Origin of the sequence: Promicromonospora sp. AC04, from assembly GCF_003058225.1 — a bacterium.
In the GTDB taxonomy this organism is placed as follows: domain Bacteria; phylum Actinomycetota; class Actinomycetes; order Actinomycetales; family Cellulomonadaceae; genus Promicromonospora.
The window spans coordinates 131,991-152,802 of the sequence record NZ_QBUG01000006.1 but is presented as its reverse complement, the minus strand read 5'-3'; the positions used below and the strand labels follow the sequence as shown (position 1 = coordinate 152,802).

At 71.2% G+C, this 20,812-nt stretch carries 19 protein-coding genes and 1 tRNA gene; 13 read left to right on the top strand and 7 right to left on the bottom strand.

Translation table 11 applies throughout. The features are described 5' to 3' along the window. The first annotated feature begins 96 nt into the window (after window positions 1-96). Complete coding sequence (locus tag C8K30_RS16995; protein WP_108494097.1) at window positions 97-2,370, top strand: MMPL family transporter; 2,274 nt, start codon at window positions 97-99, stop codon at window positions 2,368-2,370. Here C8K30_RS16995 and C8K30_RS16990 read toward each other — a convergent pair. From C8K30_RS16990 to C8K30_RS16980, 3 genes are read right to left on the bottom strand one after another with little or no spacing between them, the layout of a single operon-like run. Continuing rightward, complete coding sequence (locus C8K30_RS16990) at window positions 2,352-2,987, bottom strand: GNAT family N-acetyltransferase (RefSeq protein ID WP_108494096.1); 636 nt, start codon at window positions 2,985-2,987, stop codon at window positions 2,352-2,354. The genes C8K30_RS16995 and C8K30_RS16990 overlap by 19 nt on opposite strands. 49 nt (window positions 2,988-3,036) lie before the next feature. Continuing rightward, on the bottom strand, window positions 3,037-4,263 hold the full coding sequence (locus C8K30_RS16985; protein WP_233257231.1) for an AI-2E family transporter: 1,227 nt from the start codon (window positions 4,261-4,263) through the stop codon (window positions 3,037-3,039). Between the two features lie 4 nt (window positions 4,264-4,267). After that, complete coding sequence (locus C8K30_RS16980; RefSeq protein ID WP_233257230.1) at window positions 4,268-5,434, bottom strand: AI-2E family transporter; 1,167 nt, start codon at window positions 5,432-5,434, stop codon at window positions 4,268-4,270. Window positions 5,435-5,610: 176 nt separating this feature from the next. Between C8K30_RS16980 and C8K30_RS30730 the strand changes: the two genes are divergently transcribed. Next, entirely contained in the window at window positions 5,611-5,775 is a 165-nt protein-coding gene (locus tag C8K30_RS30730) for a hypothetical protein (RefSeq protein ID WP_158281037.1), read from the top strand. Window positions 5,776-5,900: 125 nt separating this feature from the next. After that, a tRNA-Leu gene (locus C8K30_RS16975) sits at window positions 5,901-5,985 on the top strand. 297 nt (window positions 5,986-6,282) lie between these two features. Here the strand turns inward: C8K30_RS16975 and C8K30_RS16970 are convergent. Both C8K30_RS16970 and C8K30_RS16965 read right to left on the bottom strand, forming a co-directional pair. Beyond that, a complete protein-coding gene (locus C8K30_RS16970) occupies window positions 6,283-6,681 on the bottom strand; it encodes an ester cyclase (protein WP_108494094.1) in 399 nt (132 codons plus the stop codon). A gap of 47 nt (window positions 6,682-6,728) precedes the next feature. Further along, window positions 6,729-7,481, bottom strand: a complete 753-nt coding sequence (locus C8K30_RS16965; RefSeq protein ID WP_108494093.1) for an SDR family NAD(P)-dependent oxidoreductase — start codon at window positions 7,479-7,481, stop codon at window positions 6,729-6,731. Window positions 7,482-7,625: 144 nt separating this feature from the next. Here C8K30_RS16965 and C8K30_RS16960 point away from each other — a divergent pair, with 144 nt between their 5' ends. Further along, window positions 7,626-8,546 (top strand): AraC family transcriptional regulator, encoded by a 921-nt coding sequence (locus C8K30_RS16960; RefSeq protein ID WP_199230543.1) that lies wholly within the window; start codon window positions 7,626-7,628, stop codon window positions 8,544-8,546. Window positions 8,547-8,571: 25 nt separating this feature from the next. Here C8K30_RS16960 and C8K30_RS16955 read toward each other — a convergent pair whose 3' ends face one another. Then, the gene (locus C8K30_RS16955; RefSeq protein WP_255415740.1) at window positions 8,572-9,480 is read right to left on the bottom strand and encodes a LysR substrate-binding domain-containing protein; all 909 of its coding nucleotides are present in this window, start codon (window positions 9,478-9,480) and stop codon (window positions 8,572-8,574) included. A gap of 292 nt (window positions 9,481-9,772) precedes the next feature. On the opposite strand from C8K30_RS16955, the gene C8K30_RS16950 reads away from it, so the two are divergent. The 8 genes from C8K30_RS16950 (at window position 9,773) to C8K30_RS16915 (ending at window position 17,534) form a co-directional block, all read left to right on the top strand. Next, the gene (locus C8K30_RS16950; protein WP_108494090.1) at window positions 9,773-10,435 is read left to right on the top strand and encodes a hydrolase; all 663 of its coding nucleotides are present in this window, start codon (window positions 9,773-9,775) and stop codon (window positions 10,433-10,435) included. A 184-nt stretch (window positions 10,436-10,619) separates the two neighbouring features. Further along, window positions 10,620-11,516, top strand: coding sequence for an alpha/beta fold hydrolase (locus C8K30_RS16945; RefSeq protein WP_199230542.1), 897 nt, complete (start codon window positions 10,620-10,622; stop codon window positions 11,514-11,516). A 60-nt stretch (window positions 11,517-11,576) separates the two neighbouring features. Continuing rightward, window positions 11,577-11,828 (top strand): hypothetical protein, encoded by a 252-nt coding sequence (locus tag C8K30_RS16940; protein ID WP_108494088.1) that lies wholly within the window; start codon window positions 11,577-11,579, stop codon window positions 11,826-11,828. A gap of 107 nt (window positions 11,829-11,935) precedes the next feature. After that, on the top strand, window positions 11,936-13,729 hold the full coding sequence (locus C8K30_RS16935; RefSeq protein ID WP_233257229.1) for a carboxylesterase/lipase family protein: 1,794 nt from the start codon (window positions 11,936-11,938) through the stop codon (window positions 13,727-13,729). A 30-nt stretch (window positions 13,730-13,759) separates the two neighbouring features. Next, window positions 13,760-14,632, top strand: a complete 873-nt coding sequence (locus C8K30_RS30990) for a nuclear transport factor 2 family protein (protein ID WP_199230541.1) — start codon at window positions 13,760-13,762, stop codon at window positions 14,630-14,632. A gap of 40 nt (window positions 14,633-14,672) precedes the next feature. After that, complete coding sequence (locus tag C8K30_RS16925) at window positions 14,673-15,014, top strand: GNAT family N-acetyltransferase (RefSeq protein ID WP_108494086.1); 342 nt, start codon at window positions 14,673-14,675, stop codon at window positions 15,012-15,014. A gap of 74 nt (window positions 15,015-15,088) precedes the next feature. After that, window positions 15,089-16,288, top strand: coding sequence for a low temperature requirement protein A (locus C8K30_RS16920; RefSeq protein ID WP_199230540.1), 1,200 nt, complete (start codon window positions 15,089-15,091; stop codon window positions 16,286-16,288). 79 nt (window positions 16,289-16,367) lie between these two features. Continuing rightward, complete coding sequence (locus tag C8K30_RS16915; RefSeq protein ID WP_108494084.1) at window positions 16,368-17,534, top strand: aminotransferase class I/II-fold pyridoxal phosphate-dependent enzyme; 1,167 nt, start codon at window positions 16,368-16,370, stop codon at window positions 17,532-17,534. 9 nt (window positions 17,535-17,543) lie between these two features. On the opposite strand, the gene dinB is transcribed toward C8K30_RS16915, so the two are convergent. Then, window positions 17,544-18,800, bottom strand: a complete 1,257-nt coding sequence (gene dinB / locus C8K30_RS16910) for a DNA polymerase IV (protein ID WP_165919615.1) — start codon at window positions 18,798-18,800, stop codon at window positions 17,544-17,546. 129 nt (window positions 18,801-18,929) lie between these two features. On the opposite strand from dinB, the gene recQ reads away from it, so the two are divergent. Next, complete coding sequence (gene recQ / locus C8K30_RS16905; RefSeq protein WP_108494083.1) at window positions 18,930-20,777, top strand: DNA helicase RecQ; 1,848 nt, start codon at window positions 18,930-18,932, stop codon at window positions 20,775-20,777. The last annotated feature ends 35 nt before the right edge of the window (window positions 20,778-20,812 follow it).

The window sequence follows — 20,812 nt, the reverse complement described above, 5'->3', positions numbered from 1 at the left end:
CGACACTCACGTCCAGCAGGGACGTCCGGCCCGCACCCGAGATGCCCACCCGCCGCTCGGCGCGCGGGGAGGTGCGCGTGGTGAGATGGTCGCTCGGTGCTCACTTCGCTGTTCGACGCACTGGGCCGCACCGTCGCTCGCCGCCCGCTGACCACTGTCGCCGTCTGGCTCGTCCTCGCCGTCATCGGGTTCGGCGCGGCCGCGACGGGCCTCGGCGGGCCCGGTCTCCTGGACCGGGTGACGGTCGCGGCACCCGTCGCGCCTGGCTCCGACAGCGCCACGGCCGACGCGATCCTGGCCGGCGCCGCGCCCGACGGCGGCTCAGTCTCCCTGGTGGTGCAGGGCGTCGACCCGGCCGACAACGCCGTCGTGGCCACCATGGGCACGGTGAGTGCCGAGCTCGCCGAGCTGGACGGCGTCACCGCCGTCGTCAACCCGTACGTGCTCGACGGCGGCCTGACGAACCCCGCCGCGCGCGACCTGGTGTCGGCGAGCGGCGACGGGTTCGTGACCTACGTGCTCCTGGAGCCGGGCGCCGCCGCGGTCCACGACGCGGTGGTGGACCGGCTGGAGGCCGTCCCCGCCGCCCTGCGCCGAGACTCCGGCGCCGCCGCCGCGGCGTCCGGCCTGGTCACCAGCACGGAGCTGGTCAGCGACGTCGTACGCGAGCAGGCCAGGGACGACCTGCGGACGGGGACTCTCGTCGCGCTGCCGGTGGCGCTGGTCGTGGCCGCGCTCGCCCTGGGTGGCCTGCTCGCCGCCGCCGTCCCGCTCGCGGCCGCGGTGGCGGCGCTGGGCACGGCGCTCGGCGTCCTGCACCTGCTGACGTACCTGCCGGCTCGGGCCGCCGACGTCGACGTGTCGCTGCCCGCGGTGGTCGCCATGCTCGCGACCGGGGTCACCCTGGGCAACGGGCTGTTCGTGACCGCACGGTTCCGCGAGGAGCTGGACGCCCTGTCCGGCCTGGCCGCCGAGGCTCCCCTGCTGCGCCGCCGGCGGCGCGACGGCGTGGTCGCCGAGGCGGTGGCCCGCACCACGGCGACAGCGGGCCGCGCGGTCACGCTCTCGGCCCTCGCGCTCGCGGCCGCCACCGCCGCCCTGCTCGTGTTCTCCCCCGCCGTCGTCCTCGGGGCCGGGGCCGGCGCGCTCGTGGCGGCCCTGCTCGCGCTGCTCGCCGCCGTCACCCTCGTCCCCGCGCTGCTCACCCTGACCGGGCGCCGCCTCGCGCGGCCCGGGGTGCTCCGCCAGGCCGCGGCCGAGCTGCTGGGGCCGGCCTACCGCGCGGCGCGCGAGCGGGCCCGCCGCCCCCGGCGCGTCGCGCTCCGGTTCCTCCGACGGCGGCGGTGGGCCGTCGCGATCGGCTGCCTCGTGGTGCTGCTCGGGCTCGCGGCGCCGGCCGTTGCGCTGCAGGTCCGGGCCACGAGCGCTATCGAGCTCCTGCCCGACGGCGCCGAGCAGCGCCGCTTCGTCGAAACCCTCGCCACCTCCTACCCGGCCAGCGAGGGCGCGGCGGTGACGGTCCTCGCCCGGGCGGCCCCTGGCGCCGTCGGGCCGCTGGCCGCGCAGGTGGGAGCCCTGGACGGGGTCGCCCGGACCGACGGGCCGACCGCCCTCGAGGACGCCGGGACAGGGACCGCGCAGGGTGCCTGGTCCGTGGTGGGCGTGCACACCGGCGACGTCGACACGCGCGACCGGCAGGCGCAGGACGTGGTCCGCGCCGTGCGCGGGCTGGCGGCGCCCTACGAAGTGCTGGTCACCGGCCGCGCGGCCGCCCAGGTGGACCTGGCGGCTGCGCTCGCGCAGCGCGGGTGGCTCGCCGCCCTGGCCGCGGCCGTGGTGGCGGCGCTGCTGGCGTTCCTCGCCACGGGGTCCGGGACGGTGGCCGGCACGGCCGTCGTCTCGGGTGCGCTCACGCTCGCGGTGTCGCTCGGCACGCTGGTCGCCGGGTTCCAGTGGGGCGCCCTGGCACGGCCGCTGGGCGTGACCTCGGTGGGCGGCATCGAGGCCAACGTCCTGGCGACCGTCGCCGCCCTGGCATTCGGGCTCGGGTGCGCGCACACGCTGCTCGTGACGTCGCGCGTGGCCGACCTGCGGGCCGGCGGCACGCCCGACACCGAGGCCGTCCGCCGCGGCCTGCACCGCTCCGGGCGGTCGGTGCTCGCGGCAGTCCTGGTGGTAGTGGTGGTGTGCGCCGCGTTCATGGCCGGCGGCGGGCTCGTGATCCAGGAGACCGGGTTCGCGATCACCGTCGCCGCGCTGGTCGATCTGCTGGTCCTCGCCCTGCTCTGGCCCACCGCACTGGCCCTGCTGGGCCGCCGCGCCTGGTGGGCGCCGCGGGCGCTGCGGCGGGCCTACGCCCGGGTCGGCTGACCCGCCGCCTGACCCGCCGGCCGAGCCGGCGCGTCCGCGGGCCACGGCTCGTTGGGCGCACGCGGGTCGTCCGGCAGGATCGTGCCGACCCAGGCGTCTCGCCGTACGCCGCGCTGCAGCCCGTGCCTGCGCAGCGTGGCCTCCACGCGGAAGCCGAGGCGCCACGCCACCCGGCGCGACGCCCAGTTGCCGACGTACGCCACCCACGTCACCACCGACAGCCCGAGCCCTTCCGGGTCCAGCGCCCAGTCGACGACCAGGCGGGCCGCCTCGGTGCACAGCCCGTTGCCGCGCGCGTCCGCCGACATCCAGAAGCCGAGCTCCCCGGCGCGCTCCTCCTCCGGACCGCCCTCGCACGTAAGGCCGACCATGCCGATCAGCGGCCCGTCGGCGTCACCCGGCGCGCGCACCGCCCACGTGTACACGGAGCCCTTGGCCCAGCCGTCGGCGACGTGGTACCGCACGAATCCCTCGGCGTGCCTGCGCTCGTACGGCACCGGCACCACCGTCCACTCCGAGATGCCGGGGTCCTGGCAGGCCGTGGTGATCGTGTCGACGTCCGCGTAAGTCGGGACGGACAGGCGGACGTGCTCCGTGGCCAGGACGAACGGTTCCATCCCTCGATGGTGCCACAGAAACAGGCTCCCACCTGCAGATATACCTGTCTTACCCCTGCTTCGCCGGGGTCGTCCGCGTGACGTCCGTCACGCCTTCGGGCGGTGGCCCTTCGTCGCCGGCACCGTCGCCGTCGGCGCCTTCGTCGTCGGCCGGGACGACGTCGGGGGGCGTGCGCAGCGTGCTGTACACCGCCCAGGCCACCGCGATGAGCGGGACGGCGATGATCGCGCCGAGGATGCCGCCCACCACCGTGCCGCAGGTGACGCCCAGGGCGATCACGACGGGATGCAGCGAGACCTGCTTGCCCATGATGAGCGGCTGGAGCACGTGCCCCTCGAGCTGGCCGATGCCCGCGATGCCGAGGGTGACGATGAGGGCCGTCAGGAGACCGTCGGCCGCGAGCGCCACCACCGCCGCGATGATCATCGCCAGCGGTGCGCCGATGAGCGGGATGAAGGTACCGATGAACACCAGCACGGCCAGCGGCGCGGAGAGGGGTACGCCGAGGATGGACAGGAAGATGCCGGCGAGGATGCCGTTGGTGATCGCGACGAGCACGGTGCCGCGGGTGTAGCCGGAGAACGTGTACCAGCCGACGCCCGCCGCGGCGTGCCACCGGTCCCGCGTCCGGGCCGGCACCTGCGCCATGAACCAGCGCCACATCGAGGCGCCCGACGCGACGAAGAAGATGGTGCAGAAGATCGAGAGCACCAGGACGGCCACGCCCTCGACGATCGAGCCGGCGCTCTCGGCCGCCGTGCCCACGAGGGTCTCGGCGTTCTGCTGGATCCAGGCTGCGGCGTCGTCGATCCACTGGTCGCGCGTGTCGAGCTCGACGTCGACCGGCAGCGTGCTGTTCTCGATGAGGCTGACGATCTGGTCGATGCCGGTGTTGAACTCCCCCGCGAGCCGTTCCCACTGGCCCGCGACCGACACGACGACGTAGGTCACCAGGCCTCCGACCACGAGGACGCCGGACAGGATGGCGAGCGCCGTCGCCAGGGGGCGGGGCATGCCGCGGTTGTAGAGGTCGGTGAGGGGGTTGAGCACCGCGGTGAAGACCAGGGCCAGGAACACCGCCACGAAGACGATCAGCACCTGCGTGACCGCCCAGAAGATCAGGGCGATCCCCGCTACCACCAGGATGAGGCGCCAGGACCAGCCCGCGGCGGTGCGCAGCCAGGCTGGTGGTGCGGGGTCGCGCCCCGCCGCGTCGCTGTACGGCGCGGGCTCGCCGCGCAGCGCGGGGTTCGTGTGTGGTGCGGGGTCAGGCACCGATTCAGTCTGCCTCATGGGCGGGCGTCGCGCCCTGCGCCGTCTTGCGCAGCTTGCTGAACACCGCCCACGTCACGGCGGTGAGCGGCACGGCGACGACGGCGCCCAGCAGGCCGCCCAGCACCGAGCCGGCGGCGACGACGAGCGCCATCACCACGGGGTGCAGCGAGACCTGCTTGCCGGTGATCAGCGGCTGCAGCACGTTGGCGTCGATCTGGGCGACCACCACCATGCCGATCAGCACCACCAGCGCGAGCACCGGGCCCTTGGCGGCCAGCGCCACGAACGCGCTGATCACGATGGCCGCGACGGGGCCGATCATGGGGATGAACGCTCCCAGGAACACCACCACGGACAGGGGCAGGGCCAACGGCACGCCGACGACGGTGAGGAAGATCCCGGCCAGCACGCCGTCGGCCAGCGCGACGAAGAACATGCCGCGCGTGAACCCGGAGAACGCGGTCCAGCCCGCGTCGGCGGCGCTCTCCCAGCGGTCGTGCCGGTCCGCGGGGACCAGAGACAACGCCCAGCGCCACATGCGGCTGCCCTGGGTCAGGAAGAACACGGTGCAGAAGATCGCCAGCACGACGGCGGTCACGCCCTCAGCTATCGATCCGGCGCTCGCGGCGGCGGTGGCCATGTAGTCGCCGGCGTTCGACTGGAGCCAGGCACCGCCGTCCGTCAGCCACTTCCTGGGCGTGCCCAGGCCGGCCAGGAGCGGGATCTCGGTGACGAGCTGCGCGAGGTCCGTGAGGCCGGTGCCGAACTCGGTGGCGAGCTCCTCCCACCGGCTCACGACGGACGAGACCACGTACGTCACGAGTCCACCGACCGCGAGCACCGCGGTCAGCAGGGACGCCGCCATGGCCAGCCCGCGGGGCATCACGCGGTCGTAGAGGTCCCCGAGCGGGAGCAGCACCGTGGTGAAGACCAGGGCGAGGAACAGCGCGACGAACACGACCTGGACCAGGCTCACCACGTAGAACACCAGGGCGACGGCGAGCCCGATGCCGATCAGCTTCCAGGCCAGGTCCCCGGTGGACCGGATCCACGGTGCGCCGAAGGTGCCCGGCGGCGGAGCGGTCGGCTCCAGACCGGTCGGCTGCGGGGTGGTCGGCGGCTCCGCCGCTGTCGTCGGCGCTACCGTCGGCGCTTCAGCCGTCATCGCCATGCTCCAAGTATTGTTTTTGGGCGAATTGTCCAGGCGGACGTTAGCGGCATGTCGCTTCTGGCGACAACTGCCCATAGTCCCGAGACGATGACGCGCGCCGAGCGCGTCCGCCGGCTCGGGGAGGCGCTCGGCGGGAACCGACCTTCACGCGGGTCTCGCTCGACGAGGCCACCACCGTGCTCGAGCCGGTGATGGGCGAGTACGCCAGGTGGTACCTCGAAGGGTTCGCCCGGATGGTCGAGAACCCGCGGGCCGTCACGACCGCTGTCGCGGACGTGACCGGGTCGCCCGCCAAGACGTCCGAGCAGCGGGCCGCCGCGAACGCCGACGCGTCCCGCTGACGGACGGCGGCCGGGTCCACCCCACGCGACCCAGGTCACACGGTTTTCAATTCGGAACCGCCCCGTCCTGCGTGCTATGTTTTTCCCCGCACCGGAACGGCGGAAACGCCGGGATCGGTCCACCTGTCCGGGTGGCGGAATGGCAGACGCGCTAGCTTGAGGTGCTAGTGCCCTTTATCGGGCGTGGGGGTTCAAGTCCCCCTCCGGACACACTTACCATCACGCCCCCTCGAGGTATCGAGGGGGCGTGATGTTCTTGTTTGTGGCCTCGACGTACGTCGGGCTCGATCCGCAGGACCCGCCTCCGGATCCGGCTGCGCAACACGTCCGCCCCTCGCACGACGACGACCGTGGACGCACGAACGGCTCCCATCTGTGGAGGAAGGGAGCCGTTCGCAGTCCGCTGTCTCATTCGGACCCGCCGGCACCCGCAGGCGCCGGAAGACTGCCACCGATCCTACAGGGCCGCAGCGGCAGTCGGGCCGTGAGCCGCTGAACCCGGCTGGATCAGCCGGCGAGCTGCTTCTTCAGGGCCTCGACGTCGTGGACGTTGGACATCTGCACGAACTTTCCGTCGTGGACCTTGTACATGGCGACCTCGTCGATCTCGATCCGAGCGCCCGTGGGAGCAACGCCGAGCCACTCCTTGGTGGGGGTGCCGTGGTTGACGGAGTGGCAGGACAGAGTCTCCCCCTCGGCGTGGATCACGACCTCCTTGATCTCCCACCGGATGTCCGGAACCGCATCGGCTATGCCCTTGAGCGCCGCGATGACGTCCGCCCGGGTAGCCGGCTGACCGTGCGAGAGGATGGACTCGGCGACGAACTCGTCCATGCGGTCGAACTCGTGCGCGTTGAGCGCCTCGGTGTAGCGGTCGTAGAACTCGCGGATGTTGAAGTCGGACATGACTGCCTTTCTCGCCCGGTGTAGGGGCTGTATTCGTGTGTTCATGGTCAGATCTGGTTGGCGCCACCGTCGACGTAGATGTTCGTCCCGACGACGTAGCTGCTCTGTTCCGAGGCCAGGAAAGCGACGACCGCGCCTACCTCCTCGGGTTGGCCCATGCGGCCCTTGGGCACGGTCGCGGCGGCATGGTCCTTGACCGCCGGCATGGCTTCCTCGCCACCGTTGATGGCGGTACCTCCGGGAGTGTCGATCCACCCCGGCGAGATCACGTTGACCCTGATGCCGCGTCCTTTGAGCTCGTTGGACCACGTCCGCGCGAACGACCGGACGGCTGCCTTCGACGCCGCGTACGCGCCGAACGCCTCCATGCCGTGGTCGGCGGCCGTGGAGCCGGTCAGGATGACCGAGGCTCCCTCGTTGAGCAGCGGCAGCGCCTTCTGCACGGTGAACAGCGTGCCTCGGACGTTAGCCGCGAAGGTGTGGTCGAAATGCTTCTCGGTGGTCTCTTCCAGCGTCACGAACGCACCGACCGCCGCGTTCGCCATGAGCACGTCCAGCCCCGTGCCCCGTGCCTGGACCGCCTCGTAGAGCCGGTCCAGGTCCTCTGGCTTCGCGATGTCGCCCGCGACTCCCGTAGCTCGGTCCGTTCCGATGGTCTTGACAGCGACCTCCAGCTCGGCCTCACGTCGCCCGGTGACGAACACGTACGCGCCCTCGTCCGCCAGCCGGACCGCGGCGGCCAGACCGATACCGGTACTGCCCCCGGTCACAACCGCCGTCCTGCCCTCAAGGTGTCCCATGTGGGTGCCTCCATCACTTTCCCTGTACCCGATCCGTTCGACATCGATACTGCGCGAGGCCGGTGGTACTATCCATAACGCAGAGTCCGAATTTCTTTATGCATCGTCCAGGAGGTGTCGCCGGTGCTCGGCTTTCGGGATCCAGTGGCTGACGCGATCGGTCTGCTCCGGCCCCGCACGGTGATCGGCCCCAGCCTCCGGGCCACCGGTGAGTGGGCGCTGCGCTTCGACCCGTTCCCGCACGTGCGGACCGGCGGCCTCGTGCGCGGCACGTGCTGGCTGATCCTCGACGGGCACGAGCCGGTGCTCCTGCAGCAGGGCGACACCTTCCTGCTGGGCAACCCGCCGCCCTACGTGCTGGCCAGCACGCCCGACGCGAGCCCGCGCCCCGCGGAGCAGGCATGGGCGGGTGCCGAGAACGGGTTGGTACGGATCGGCCCGGCGTCCGAGGACGACCTCTACCTCTGCGTCGGGCACATCGCGTTCGACGACGGCAACGCGGCCCTCCTGACCGATCTCCTGCCGCCACTCGTGCTCGTCCGTGCGGGCGACCCTCATGGCGCGCGGCTCGCGCAGCTCATCGATCACCTGGCCACCGAGGTCGGGGTGGCCGCCGCCGGCGGCCCGCTGGTGCAGAACCACCTCGCGCAGGTCCTGCTCGTTCATATGCTGCGTGCTCACGCCGGCCAGACGGACCGGCCCACCGGCTGGCTGGGCGCCCTGAACGAGGACGGCATCGGCACCGCACTGCGTGCCGTGCATGCGGACGTGGCACACTCCTGGAGCCTCAACGAGCTCGCCGAGATCAGCCACATGTCGCGTTCCGCGTTCGCCCAGGCCTTCAAGAGCCACGTCGGGGTCCCGCCCCTGGAGTACCTGATCCAGTGGCGCATGAGCCTCGCGCGAGACGCCCTCGCCCGCGACACGCTGTCGATCTCCGAGCTCGCCCAGGCCACGGGCTACCAGTCCGAGAGCGCGTTCAGCACCGCGTTCCGCCGCGTGGTCGGCTCATCACCCACCAAGTTCCGGACCCAGGCACGCAGCTCGGTCGTGCACGGAAGCTGAACGAGTCGGCACTGCGGTTCAACCGCTACAAGGTGGTCCTGCGCAGCCATCCGTTGCGTTCGGCACATCGTCGTGCGGTGGCCAGGACGCTCGCGATGGCGGGCGAGGGATCGTTCGTCGGCCACAAGACCGACAGGTCCGCAGCGACCTGCGGATCGACGACGTCGCGAACGGCGAGGGTGGTGCCGAGATTCGCGGCGTGCTCCGCGAACGACGCGGGGGCCAGGCCGACCTCGCGCCCCCCGGAGAGGCGGGCAAGCATGGCGTTGACCGGCGGCTCCTCGAACGCGCAGATCTCGGGTGTGAAGCCCGCTTCCTGGCACGCGGCGACGATGCCGTCGTAGTACGCAGGCGCGAGTCGGCGTGGGAACAGCAGCAGCGTCTCGTCGCGCAGGTCCGCCAGCGGAATCTTCGGCGCGCCGGCAAGGCGGTGGCGCGTGCTCAGGAGCGCGGAGACGGCCTCCCTGCGCAGCACCTCGCTGCCCACGCCGTCGAACGGCGGCGGGGAGAGCGCGAGACCGATGTCCAGGTCGCCGGCGCAGAGCCGTTCGGGGATCTCGGCGCTGAAGATCTCCCGGGCGTCGATCGTGAGATCAGGGTGCTCCTCCTGGAGGGCATCCAGGAGCACGGTGAGCGTGCCGAAGTTCGCGACCGGGGTATAGCCCAACCGGATCGTGGTCGCGGCGCCCGACCCGGCCAGCCGAGTGCGCTCCGCGGCTTGTTCGAGCGCGGCCAGCGCCGTCGGCGCCTCCTTGAGCAGCGTCCGTCCCGCGGCGGTGAGCTGCACCCAGCGACTGGAGCGCACGAACAACGGCGTACCCAGGGTCTCCTCGAGCTTACGGATCTGATGGCTCAACGACGGCTGGGAGATGTAGAGGCGCATGGCCGCGCGGCCGAAGTGGAGCTCCTCGGCCACGGCCAGGAAGTAGCGCAGGAGACGGGGATTGAGATCGATAGACAGATCCTATCGTCCGGCGTCGGGACAAGTCTTGGACGCCTGCAGGAGGGCCGCCATAGCGTCGTGTCACGCCACGGGGACAGGCTCCGGCCCACCCGTTGATGCCGGTCGGTCATGCCCGGATCCGGTATCGGCCGGCCGCACCGACCGGCGTCCCACACTGCCTGGCCGGTCTCGGCGAGTTCGTGTACCGCATGGCCGCGCCCGAACAGCTCTGAGCCCGCCTCTCCCCTCCTGGCGTTCAGCCCGCCACACAGAAAGAAGCGACATGACACGTTCCGCAAAGGTAGGACTCGACGCGCTGCTCACCCCCGAGGAGAGCGTCCTGGTGCTCATCGACCACCAGCCCTTCCAGGTCGCCAACCTCCACAGCCACGAACCGACCCTGGTCGTCAACAACACCGTCGGCCTCGCCAAGTTCGCGAAGGTGTTCGACGTGCCGACGATCCTCACCACGGTGATCGAGGAACGCGGCGGCCACCTCATCCAGGCGATCCAGGACGTCTTCCCGGACCAGAAGCCGATCAACCGCACGTCCATCAACACCTGGGAAGACCAGCGCGTCGTCGACGCCGTGAAGAAGACCGGACGCAAGAAGCTGATCATCGCCGGGCTGTGGACCGAGATCTGCGTCGCCATGCCCGCCATCCACGCGCTGGACGACGGGTACGACGTGTTCGTCGTCACAGACGCCAGCGGCGGTGTCACCGCCGAGGCGCACGACATGGCGGTGCGCCGCATGGAACGAGCCGGCGTGGTCCCCGTCACCTGGCTGGTCGTGTCCAGCGAGTGGCAGCGCGACTGGGCTCGCGAGGAGACGGCCAACCAGCTCGGACCGATCCTCTTCGAGCACGGCGGCGCCACCGGTGTCGCGCTGGCCTGGGAGCTGCAGCTGCTGGCCACCCCCACCGCCGACGGCGCGGGTGCGTAGCGCCGGCTGCTGCTGAGCCGGAGGCGGGCCTGGCGCCCGTGGCGTGCGCCAGGCCCGCCTCCTTGTGTCCTGCCGGGTGCTTGACCGTGCCCCAAGGACACGGTCTCTACTCGGCACACCCGGCAACGGCTGGGCGCGACCTTGAGCATGTTCCGTTCGATCTCAGAAGGTGATGGAGGTTCCAGTGCCACTCCTACAGCTGCCCGACGGGCGCGATCTCGAGTACGACGTTCGAGGACCGAGCACGGGACCGGTCGTCCTGTTCCACCACGGGATGCCGGGCTCGGCCGTCCCGATGGGCACGGTTCTGGGTTCGATGACGGACCGCGGGTTCCGGGTGGTCACGTACTCGAGGGCCGGGTACGGCGCATCGACTCCCGCCGTCGGCCGGACGGTCCTCGACACGGCCGCCGACTGCGCCTTCCTGCTCACCCACCTCGGCGTCATGCACTACCTGGTCGCCGGGTGGTCCGCCGGCGGACCGCATGCCCTGGCCAGCGCGGCGGTAGCCCGGGACCGCGTCGGGGGTGTGCTGCTCGTGGCCTCGTTCGCACCGTTCGACGCCGACGGACTCGACTACGTCGAGGGCATGGGCGCCCAGAACGTCGCGCAGTTCGGGACGGTCGGGCACGGCGATGCGGCGATGCGCGAGCTCGTTGGGCAGATGGCCTCGGCTGTCCGGGGCCACACGTCGGCGGACGTCGCCGCCGAGATGGCGTCGTTGCTGCCTCCCGCGGATCTGGCGGTGCTGACCGGCGAGTACGGCGCGGACAACGCGGCCAACATGGACCACGGACTCTCCCGAGGGGACGAGGGCTGGGTCGCGGACCTGGCCGCGCTCACCAGCCCGTGGGGCTTCGACCTCGGTGCCGTCACGGCGCCGGTCGAACTGTGGCACGGCACCGTCGACCGGATGGTCCCGGTCACGCACGGCCGGTGGCTGGCCGAGCACCTGCCCACAGCCAAGGCACACCTGGAACCCGAGCAGGGGCACCTCTCTCTTGTGATCGGCAGCCTGGGCGAGAAGCTCCAGGTCCTCTCAGAACGGGCCCTGGCACCGAAGAGCCGGCTCGCCCCGTAGCCGCTCACCAGGCGGAAGCCGACCACGCGCCCATCCAGCGTTACCCAGGAGAGATACCCCATGTCAGGTTCCAACCCCTACGAGTGGCTCCAAGACCTCGTTGCACAGGTGCCGGAGATCGTCCAGCCCCTGATCGTCGCGCTGGCCGGCGCGATCCCGTACATCGAGGGCGAGGGATCAGGGGCGCTGCGCGTCTTCGCGGGCATCCACCCGGTCGTTGCCGCGGTGTCGGGCGCGGCGGGCAACATCATCGCCGTCGTCCTGCTCACCCTGGCGGCCACCGGCCTCGTCACCGCGGTCGAAGCCGCATGAACCCCCGCCAAGCTCGTGAGCATGAAAGCGCGAGCTCGACCGCCGCACGCGAGCCCCGAACGGCGGCGTCCCTCCGCAACGCGCCATCGTGTTCGGCGTGGTCCTGGGTGCCGCTGGCTCTCCTGGCGGTCGTCGCCTCGGCCCTCCTGTGGCTCAACCGCAGCCCGTGGTGGGGCTTGGGTCTGGTCTTCGTGCTGTTCGCGCTGTTCGTGGTGACCGCCCGGTGGTGGTCGAGACGCGGCCTCCTTCTGCGGGTGGGCGCGTGGCTGGTCGCGGCGGTCGTGGTGTGTGGCGCCGCGGTGGTGGCCTACCCGGCGCCGCAGGTGCGCCTCGCCGGCGGGGACGATCCACAACCCACCCAGACCGTCACAACCAGGGAGGGCCCGGTGACCGGCGTCCACAACGATGCCGGCACGGTCGAGATCTTCGCGGGTGTTCCATACGCCCAGCCACCCGTAGGGGAGCTGCGCTGGCGGCCGCCGCGGCCACCCCAGAAACGGGCCGAAGTGCTGGCGGCGGACCGGTTCTCGGCCGCACCCGTTCAGGGCACCTCCACGTTCGCCACCCGTGCCCTGTCGCAAGTCGTCGACGTGCCGCTGGAGAACACGCTCCTGAACCCCTACCCGGTCAGCGAAGACAGCCTCTACCTCAACATCTGGCGTAGTACAGGACCCGCCTCGGACCGGCTGCCGGTGCTGGTGTACATCCCAGGTGGCGGCTTCGCCACGGGTTCAGGCGCTCTGCCGCTGTACGACGGCGAGGCGCTGGCCTCCAGCGGCGAGGTCATCGTGGTGACGATCAGCTACCGGCTTGGTGTGCTGGGCTTCCTGTCCCACCCCGAGCTGGCCGCAGAGTCGGAGCACGACGCCTCGGGCAACTACGGGATCCTGGACCAGATCGCCGCCCTGGACTGGATCCGGCAGAACATCGCCGCGTTCGGCGGCGACCCCTCCCGGGTCACGATCGCCGGTGAGTCCGCCGGCGGGGAGAGCGTGTGCACCCTGGGTGCGACGCCGCTGACCCGAGGCCTGATCGACGGCATCATCGGCGCTAGCGGCGCCTGCATGGGCACCACGGGAAACACTGAGAACGGTGACCAGGCCGACACCCGGGCCGTGGCCGAGGACGCCGGCCGGCGGCTGGCCCAGGAACTGGGCGGCGCCACGATCGACCAGATGCGGCTGATGCCCGTCGGCGAGATCACGGAGGCGGCCGCCGCCGTCGGCCCGCACTGGCGGCCGTCTGTCGACGGTCACGTGCTGGACCGGTCACCCGCACAGATCTACGCGGACGGGGACCAGCTCGACGTGCCGACCCTGGTGGGCAGCAACGCGGACGAGAGCTCGCTGGCGCTCGCGGCCCCGCCGGATACCGACGTCGACGCCTACCAGGCGTCCGCGCGGGAGAAGTACGGCGACCTCGCCCGGACCTTCCTCGACCTGTACCCCGGGGCTACCGAGGACCAGGTGCTCGACTCGCTCCTGCAGTCCCAGACGGACCAGGTCATGACCCGGGCGATGCACCGCTGGGCACACCTGCAGACGCGGACCGGCCGGGCTCCCGCCTACCTGTACTTCTTCACGCACACCCCACCAGACCCGGGCCTGGAGAAGTACGGCGCCTACCACGGCGCAGAGGTCATGTACGCCTACGACAACCTGGGCAAGGACGGCGACGCCGACTACGGCCAGGACGACTACCGGCTCCGCGACCAGATGCGCGGCTACTGGCTGAACTTCGTGCTCCACGGAGACCCGAACGGGCTCGGCCTGCCCGGCTGGTCAACCGTCCGGGACGCTCCCGGGCAGGTCATGAAGCTCGGAACCGACACCGGCATGGCACCACGCCCACGACCGGAAGCCATCGACTTCTGGACGAGCTACGACGGTCCGACACCCTGAGGCTTTCTGCGGATAACAGGAGACCTATCGATGCCCCAAGACAGCTCCGCCCCGAACGACGAGAACCAGACACCGGCGGGCCGCGCTGACGATGCGCCTCGCGAGCGGCCGATCGATGAACCGCTGCTCGTCGAGGACGTTCTGCTGCTGCTCTTCCAGCCGTCGTCCGGCAATGAAAGGAACTCCATGACCATGCAGATGGTGGGCAAGACCTACAGGTTCGACATGGGCTGGCTGAAGGTGAGATTCACCTTCGACTCGCCGTCGCAGGGCCGCTTCGTCGTGGAGGAAGGCGGCGGGCTCACACCGAACGGCCACGCCGAGACCGTCGCGCTCGACCTGAAGGAGATCCGCGACGGCGTCTACCTGAACTCCTGGACCGAGGGCAGCGGCGCGACGGTGACGCACGTGGAGGACTTCACCAACGCGACGCTCTACTCCAACGTCACCGTCGACGGCACCCTGTACAACTTCGTCGGAACCATCACGGAGGTGGCCGACGCCGTCGTCGTCGACCACACCGTCACCGGGAGCAGCCAGGCCGAGGACAACATCAAGATCGTGCTCACCGCGATGCGGGAGCTCTTCGGCGAGAAGGACCTCACCGCGCTGGACCGCTACTGGGCCGAACCATACGTACAGCACAGCCCTCAGATGCCTGACGGTCTCGCTACGCTGCGCGCTGCCGTGCCCACTCTGGCGGGATTCTCCTGGGAGCCGCAGCGCATCGCAGCCCAAGGTGACCTCGTCTTCACCCACAGCATCGTCCACGGCTGGGCACCGGGCCCAGTGGTGATCGTCGACATCTTCCGTCTGGAGAACGGTCGCATCGTCGAGCACTGGGACGTCGTACAGGACCTCACCCCGCCAGAGTCGACGACCAGCGGCCACCCCATCGTGTGAGCCCGTACACGTCACTTCCCGAAACGAGAGGACCACAGCCATGAACGATCAGGACCAGCAAGTAGTCACCGTGCGCGACAATCCCGACAAGAGCCGGTTCGATGTCCTTGTCGATGGTGTCGAGGCCGGGTTCTCCATGTACAAGGACCTCGGAACGACATCTGCGCGACAGCGCATCTTTTACCACACGGTGGTCTTCGACGCGTTCGAGGGTCATGGTCTCGCCAGCACCCTCACACGCGCCGCGCTGAGCACCAGCGTCCAGGCGGGATACCGCATCGTGGCCGTCGGCCCGTACGTGAAGAAGTGGCTCTCGCTGCACCACGAATTCGACGACGCCACCGAACCCGTGAGCCCGGAGCACCTCCGCGCTCTGCGCTGAACCATGGACGAGCGCGCACCAGAGCCACCAACCACTGCGCCTCTCCTGCTCGCGACCGGAAGGACCCCGCGACGATGACCGTTCCCCGGCCTCGGGCGAGCAGGTTCCGCCTCGTCCCGATGGCGCCCCGCGACCCCGACGAGCAGGGCCGCTCGGCCAGCACGCTCGAGCTGTTCTTCGACCTCGTCTTCGTCGTCGCGGTCAGCATCGCCTCCGTCCAGCTTCATCACGCGCTGACCGAGGGGCGCGTGCTCGACGGCCTCGTCGCCTACGGCCTGGTGTTCTTCGGGATCTGGTGGGCCTGGATGAACTTCACCTGGTTCGCCACGTCGTTCGACACCGACGACTGGCTCTACCGCGTGCTGACCATCGTCCAGATGGCCGGCGTGCTCGTCCTCGCCAGCGGGATCGAACCGGCCTTCGCCGACGCGGAGTACACCCTGCCGGTCCTCGGCTTCGTGGTCATGCGCCTGGCGATGGTCGCTCAGTGGCTGCGCGCCGCACGCTCCCACGCGTCCATCCACCGCACCGCCCAGGCCTACGCCAGGGGTATCACTGCGGTACAGGTCCTCTGGCTGGTCCAGCTCGTGGTGCCGGGAGTACCCGGCATGGTCTTGCTGGTTCTGCTCATCGGCGCCGAGGTCGCGATCCCGGTCATCGCCCAGAGACGAGGCAGCGCTCCGTGGCACCCGCACCACATCACCGAGCGCTACGGCCTGTTCACGCTCATCCTGCTCGGCGAGAGCCTCCTCGCCTCGTCGAACGCGATCATCGACGCCGTCCACGACGCCGACGCCCTCGGACCGCTGATCTCGCTCGCCGGGCTCACGTTCGTCGCGACCGGTGCCCTGTGGTGGGTCTACTTCTGGCCGCCCCACCACCGGTCCATCACCGGCTTCGGCGGGGCGCTGCGCTACGGCTACGCCCACTACTTCGTGTTCGCCGCCGCCGGCGCGCTCTCCGCGGGCATCGAGGTGGAGATCGACGTCCTGACCGGGCACAGCGAACTCAGCGACCTGGCCGCCTCCTTCACCGTGACGGTCCCGATAGCGGTCTTCCTGTCCGGCGTCTGGTGGATAGCGATCCGCGACCACGCCGACCGGCTCGTCAACACCGTCGTCCCGCTGGCCGCGGTACTGGTCCTGTGCGACCCGTTGATCCCCGTCCCCGTCACCCTGACCGCGGTGGTCCTCGTGGCCGTTGTCGTCGTCCTGGAGATCGCCGGGCGACCCGGTCGGGCCCACCACGACGACGGTCACGCGGCCCTGCGCTAGACGAAACCGGCCGGATCCGAAGTTCCGGAGGACCATGGAGAGCGTTGGGAGGACCCAGTCTCACGAGAGGAGCTCCGCCATGGAGCTGTCCGAGCGGGCACACGCGGCAAGCGACGCGATCGAGCCGGTCACGTCCTTCTTCCTCTCGTTGCGCGCGCTGGACGGGCAGCCCGACGTCGTCGACCTGACGTTCGGCGACCCGCACGAGATGCCGCTGCCCGCGCTCGTCGACGCCCTGCGCGCGAACGTCGAGCCGCGCTCCGAGGACTGGTTCGCCTACAAGACCAGCCTTGCCCCGGCCCGGGAGACGATCGCCGCCGGCCTGCGGGACGAGCTCGGCCTGCCCTTCGAGCCGGACGACATCACCATGACCCAGGGCGCGTTCGGTGCCATCTCGCTCGCGTTCCGCCTGGTCGCCGACGTCGGCGACGAGGTCGTGTTCCCCGAGCCCGGGTGGTTCTACGCCCCGATGCTCCGCACGGCCGACCTGGTCCCGGTCAGGGCGCCGCTCGCAGCGGACACGTTCGACCTGGACGTCGATGCCGTCGTCCGGGCGATCACGCCGCGCACGCGCATAGTCGTCGTGAACTCGCCGGCGAACCCCACCGGCCGCATCTACGCCAGGGACCGGCTGGTCGAGCTCGCGACGGCGCTCGAGGCGGCGTCGGCACGCAACGGCCGGCGGATCTGGTTGCTGTCCGACGAACCGTACCGGCGCATCCGCTTCGACGGCATCGGCTTCACGAGTCCCGCCGCCTGCTACCCGTGGACCCTGATCGACTACAGCTACGGGAAGGTCCTGCTCGCCCCCGGCCAGCGCCTCGGCTACCTCGCGCTCTCCCCCCTGATCCCCCGGGCAGAGCTCGGCGAGCTGCGCGCCGCCATGCTCCCGCTCCAGATGGGACTGGGCTGGGGCTTCCCCGACGCCGTCATGCAGTACGCGGTGCCGGCCCTCGAGACCGTCTCGATCGACGTGGCCGAGCTCGAGCGGCGACGGGACCTCATGGTGCGTGCGCTCGGCGCGGCGGGATACGCGCTCACCGTTCCCGAGGGCACGTTCTACCTGTGGAGCGCCGCACCGGGCGGTGACGCGGTCACCTTCGTCACCGCGCTCGCCGAGCGCGGTGTCTTCGTGCTGCCGGGAACCGTGTTCGACCGGCCCAGCCACTTCCGGATCAGTCTGACCGCCACGACCGCCATGCTCGAACGAGCGCTGCCCGCCCTGCGTGACCTCGGTCCCGGCTGAGACCGGTGCTCACAGGTCGTGCTCGGCGAGCTCGCGGAACTCGTCGGGCACGGCGCCGCCGCGGCGCAGCACAACAGGAAGGTAGCCGACGGCGTCCCCACCGAACCGCGTCCGGATCGCATCCATCGACTCGTCGACCGCGCGCCGTGCCGCGCCCGGCGCGGAGCCGGGACGCCACGGGTCGGGCGGTTCGAGGTCGAGCTCGAGCTGGACCGCCCGCTGGTCGGCGAGGTTCGAGACCGAGACGCCGAGCAGCGTGATCTCGCACGGTGCGGCGTCCTCGATCGCGGACCAGGCCAGCCGCTCGGCGACCTCGGTGAGCGTGAGCGTGGCCGCGACCGGCACCGGCAGGGTGAGGGACCGCGTCGCCCGGTGCATACCCGCGAACCGCACGGCGACGGTCACGGTGCGGCCCGCGCGCCCCTTGGCACGCAGCCGCCGCGACACCCGGTCGGACAGGTGCGCCAGGACCGCACGGACGTCGTCGGGCTCGGGCCGGCGCCGGCTCAGGGCCGACTGTGCTCCCACGGAACGCGCGCGGCGGGCGGTGACGACCCGGCGGGGGTCCTCGTCCTGCGCCATCGACTTGAGCTTGTGGCCGACGGCCTCCCCGAGGATGTGCTCGACCGCCGACGACGGGGTCCGGGCCAGCTCGCCGATCGTCCGGATGCCGAGGTCGGCGAGGCGCTGCTCGTTCACGGGGCCCACGCCCCAGATCAGGCCGACGGGGAGCGGGTCGAGGAAAGCCCGCTCGGCGCCCGGGGCGACGACGACCAGGCCGTCCGGCTTGGCCACCTGGGAGGCGATCTTCGCGAGGTGCTTGGTCCGCGCACCGCCGACCGAGATAGGAAGCCCCACCTCGGCGCGGACGCGCTCGCGGATCCGCGCCCCGATCGCCGCGGGCGGGCCGAACAGGTGCGTCGCGCCGGACACGTCGAGGAACGCCTCGTCTATCGAGATCCGCTCGACCGTCGGCGTCACGTCCGCCAGCACGGCCATCACGGCATCGCCCAGCCGCTGGTACTCCCGGAAGTGACCCCGGACGAAGACGAGCTCGGGGCAGAGCCGGGCCGCCCGCCAGCCGGGCATCCCGCCCTGCACCCCGTGGACCTTGGCCTCGTAGGAGGCCGCGAGCACGACGCCCCCGTGCGGCCCGCCGCCGACGGCGATCGGCCGCCCGCGCAGGGCGGGATCCAGCAGCTGCTCGACCGACGCGTAGAACGCGTCGAGGTCGGCGTGCAGGATCGTGGCGCCGGGCACGGACATAAGACAAGCATAGTCGAACACATGTTCGAGTCACCAGATCCCCGGCCGGTAGGCCAGGAGGGCATGGGACTGTGGACAACCCGGCATGCCCGCCCGCCCGTGTCAGCGACCCCTGGCACACTTGCGGCCATGACGCTCCCGGACACCGCCACCACCGCTCCCGCACTCGAGGTGCTGCGTGACGTGTTCGGCTACGACGCCTTCCGCGGCGAGCAGCAGGCGATCATCGACACGGTGGTCGACGGCGGTGACGCCCTCGTGCTCATGCCGACCGGCGGCGGCAAGTCGCTGTGCTACCAGATCCCGGCGCTGGTGCGGCGCGGCACCGGCGTGGTGATCTCGCCGCTGATCGCCCTCATGCAGGACCAGGTGGACGCCCTGGACGCGCTCGGCGTCCGGGCCGGCTTCCTGAACTCCACGCAGAACCCGGACGAGCGGCGCCAGGTGGAGCAGGCCTACCGCTCGGGCGAGCTCGACCTGCTGTACCTCGCCCCGGAACGGCTCGGCGTCGAGTCCACCGCCCGGCTGCTCGACCAGGGCACCATCGCCCTGTTCGCCATCGACGAGGCGCACTGCGTGTCCCAGTGGGGCCACGACTTCCGCCCCGACTACCTGCGGCTCGGCGAGCTGGCCGAGCGCTGGCCCGGCGTCCCGCGCATCGCGCTGACCGCCACCGCCACCGCGCACACCCGCGAGGAGATCGCCACCCGCCTGGGCCTGACCGAGGCCAAGCACTTCGTCGCCAGCTTCGACCGGCCCAACATCACCTACCGGGTCGCGCCCAAGGACAACCCGGGCAGACAGCTGCTGGACCTGCTGCGTACGGAGCACGCGGGTGACGCCGGGATCGTGTACTGCCTGTCCCGCGCGTCGGTGGAGAAGACCGCCCAGCAGCTCACCGACCAGGGCATCCGCGCCCTGCCGTACCACGCCGGCCTGCCCGCCCACGTGCGCGCGGCCAACCAGTCGACGTTCCTGCGCGAGGACGGCGTGATCATGGTCGCGACCATCGCGTTCGGCATGGGCATCGACAAGCCCGACGTCCGCTTCGTCGCCCACCTCGACCTGCCCAAGTCGGTAGAGGGCTACTACCAGGAGACGGGCCGCGCCGGGCGCGACGGCCTGCCGTCCACGGCGTGGCTCGCCTACGGGCTGGCCGACGTCGTGCAGCAGCGCAAGATGATCGCCGAGTCCGACGGCGACCTCACCCACCGCCGCAGGCTCTCGTCCCACCTCGACGCGATGCTCGCGCTGTGCGAGACCGTCGAGTGCCGCCGCGCCCAGCTCCTGCGCTACTTCGGCCAGGACCACCCCGGCGGCTGCGGCGCCTGCGACACGTGCCAGAACCCGCCCGAGGCCTGGGACGGCACCGTCCCCGCCCAGAAGCTCCTGTCCGCCGTGTTCCGGCTGGACCGCGAGCGCAACCAGCGCTTCGGCGTCGGGCACGTGGTCGACATCCTGCGGGGGAAGTCCACGCCCAAGATCACCCAGTGGGGGCACGACAGCCTCACCGTGTTCGGCGTGGGCGAGGACCTGTCGGAGGCCGAGTGGCGGTCCGTGGCGCGCCAGCTCCTGGCCCTGGGCCTGCTGGAGGTGGACTCGAACCACGGCACGCTGGTGCTCACGGATGCCAGCGCGGAGGTCCTGGGCCGACGGCGGGAGGTGCGGCTGCGGCGTGATCCGCGACCTCAGGGCGGCGCCCGCAGGCCCGCACGCTCCGGCGGCTCCCGTCCGGAGGCGCCCGCGCTGTCGGACGCCGACCAGGAGGTCTTCGAGCGGCTGCGTGCCTGGCGGGCGTCGGCCGCCAAGGAGCAGGGCGTGCCCGCCTACGTGGTGTTCCACGACGCGACGCTGCGCGCCGTTGCCGCCGAGCGGCCGGCGGACCTTGACGCACTGAGCGGGATCAGCGGCGTCGGCCAGGCGAAGCTGGACCGTTACGGCGACGGGATCCTGGCGGCGCTGCACGCCCAGCGCTGATCCGCTCAGGTCGCCTGGGGCATGGCCATCACGAC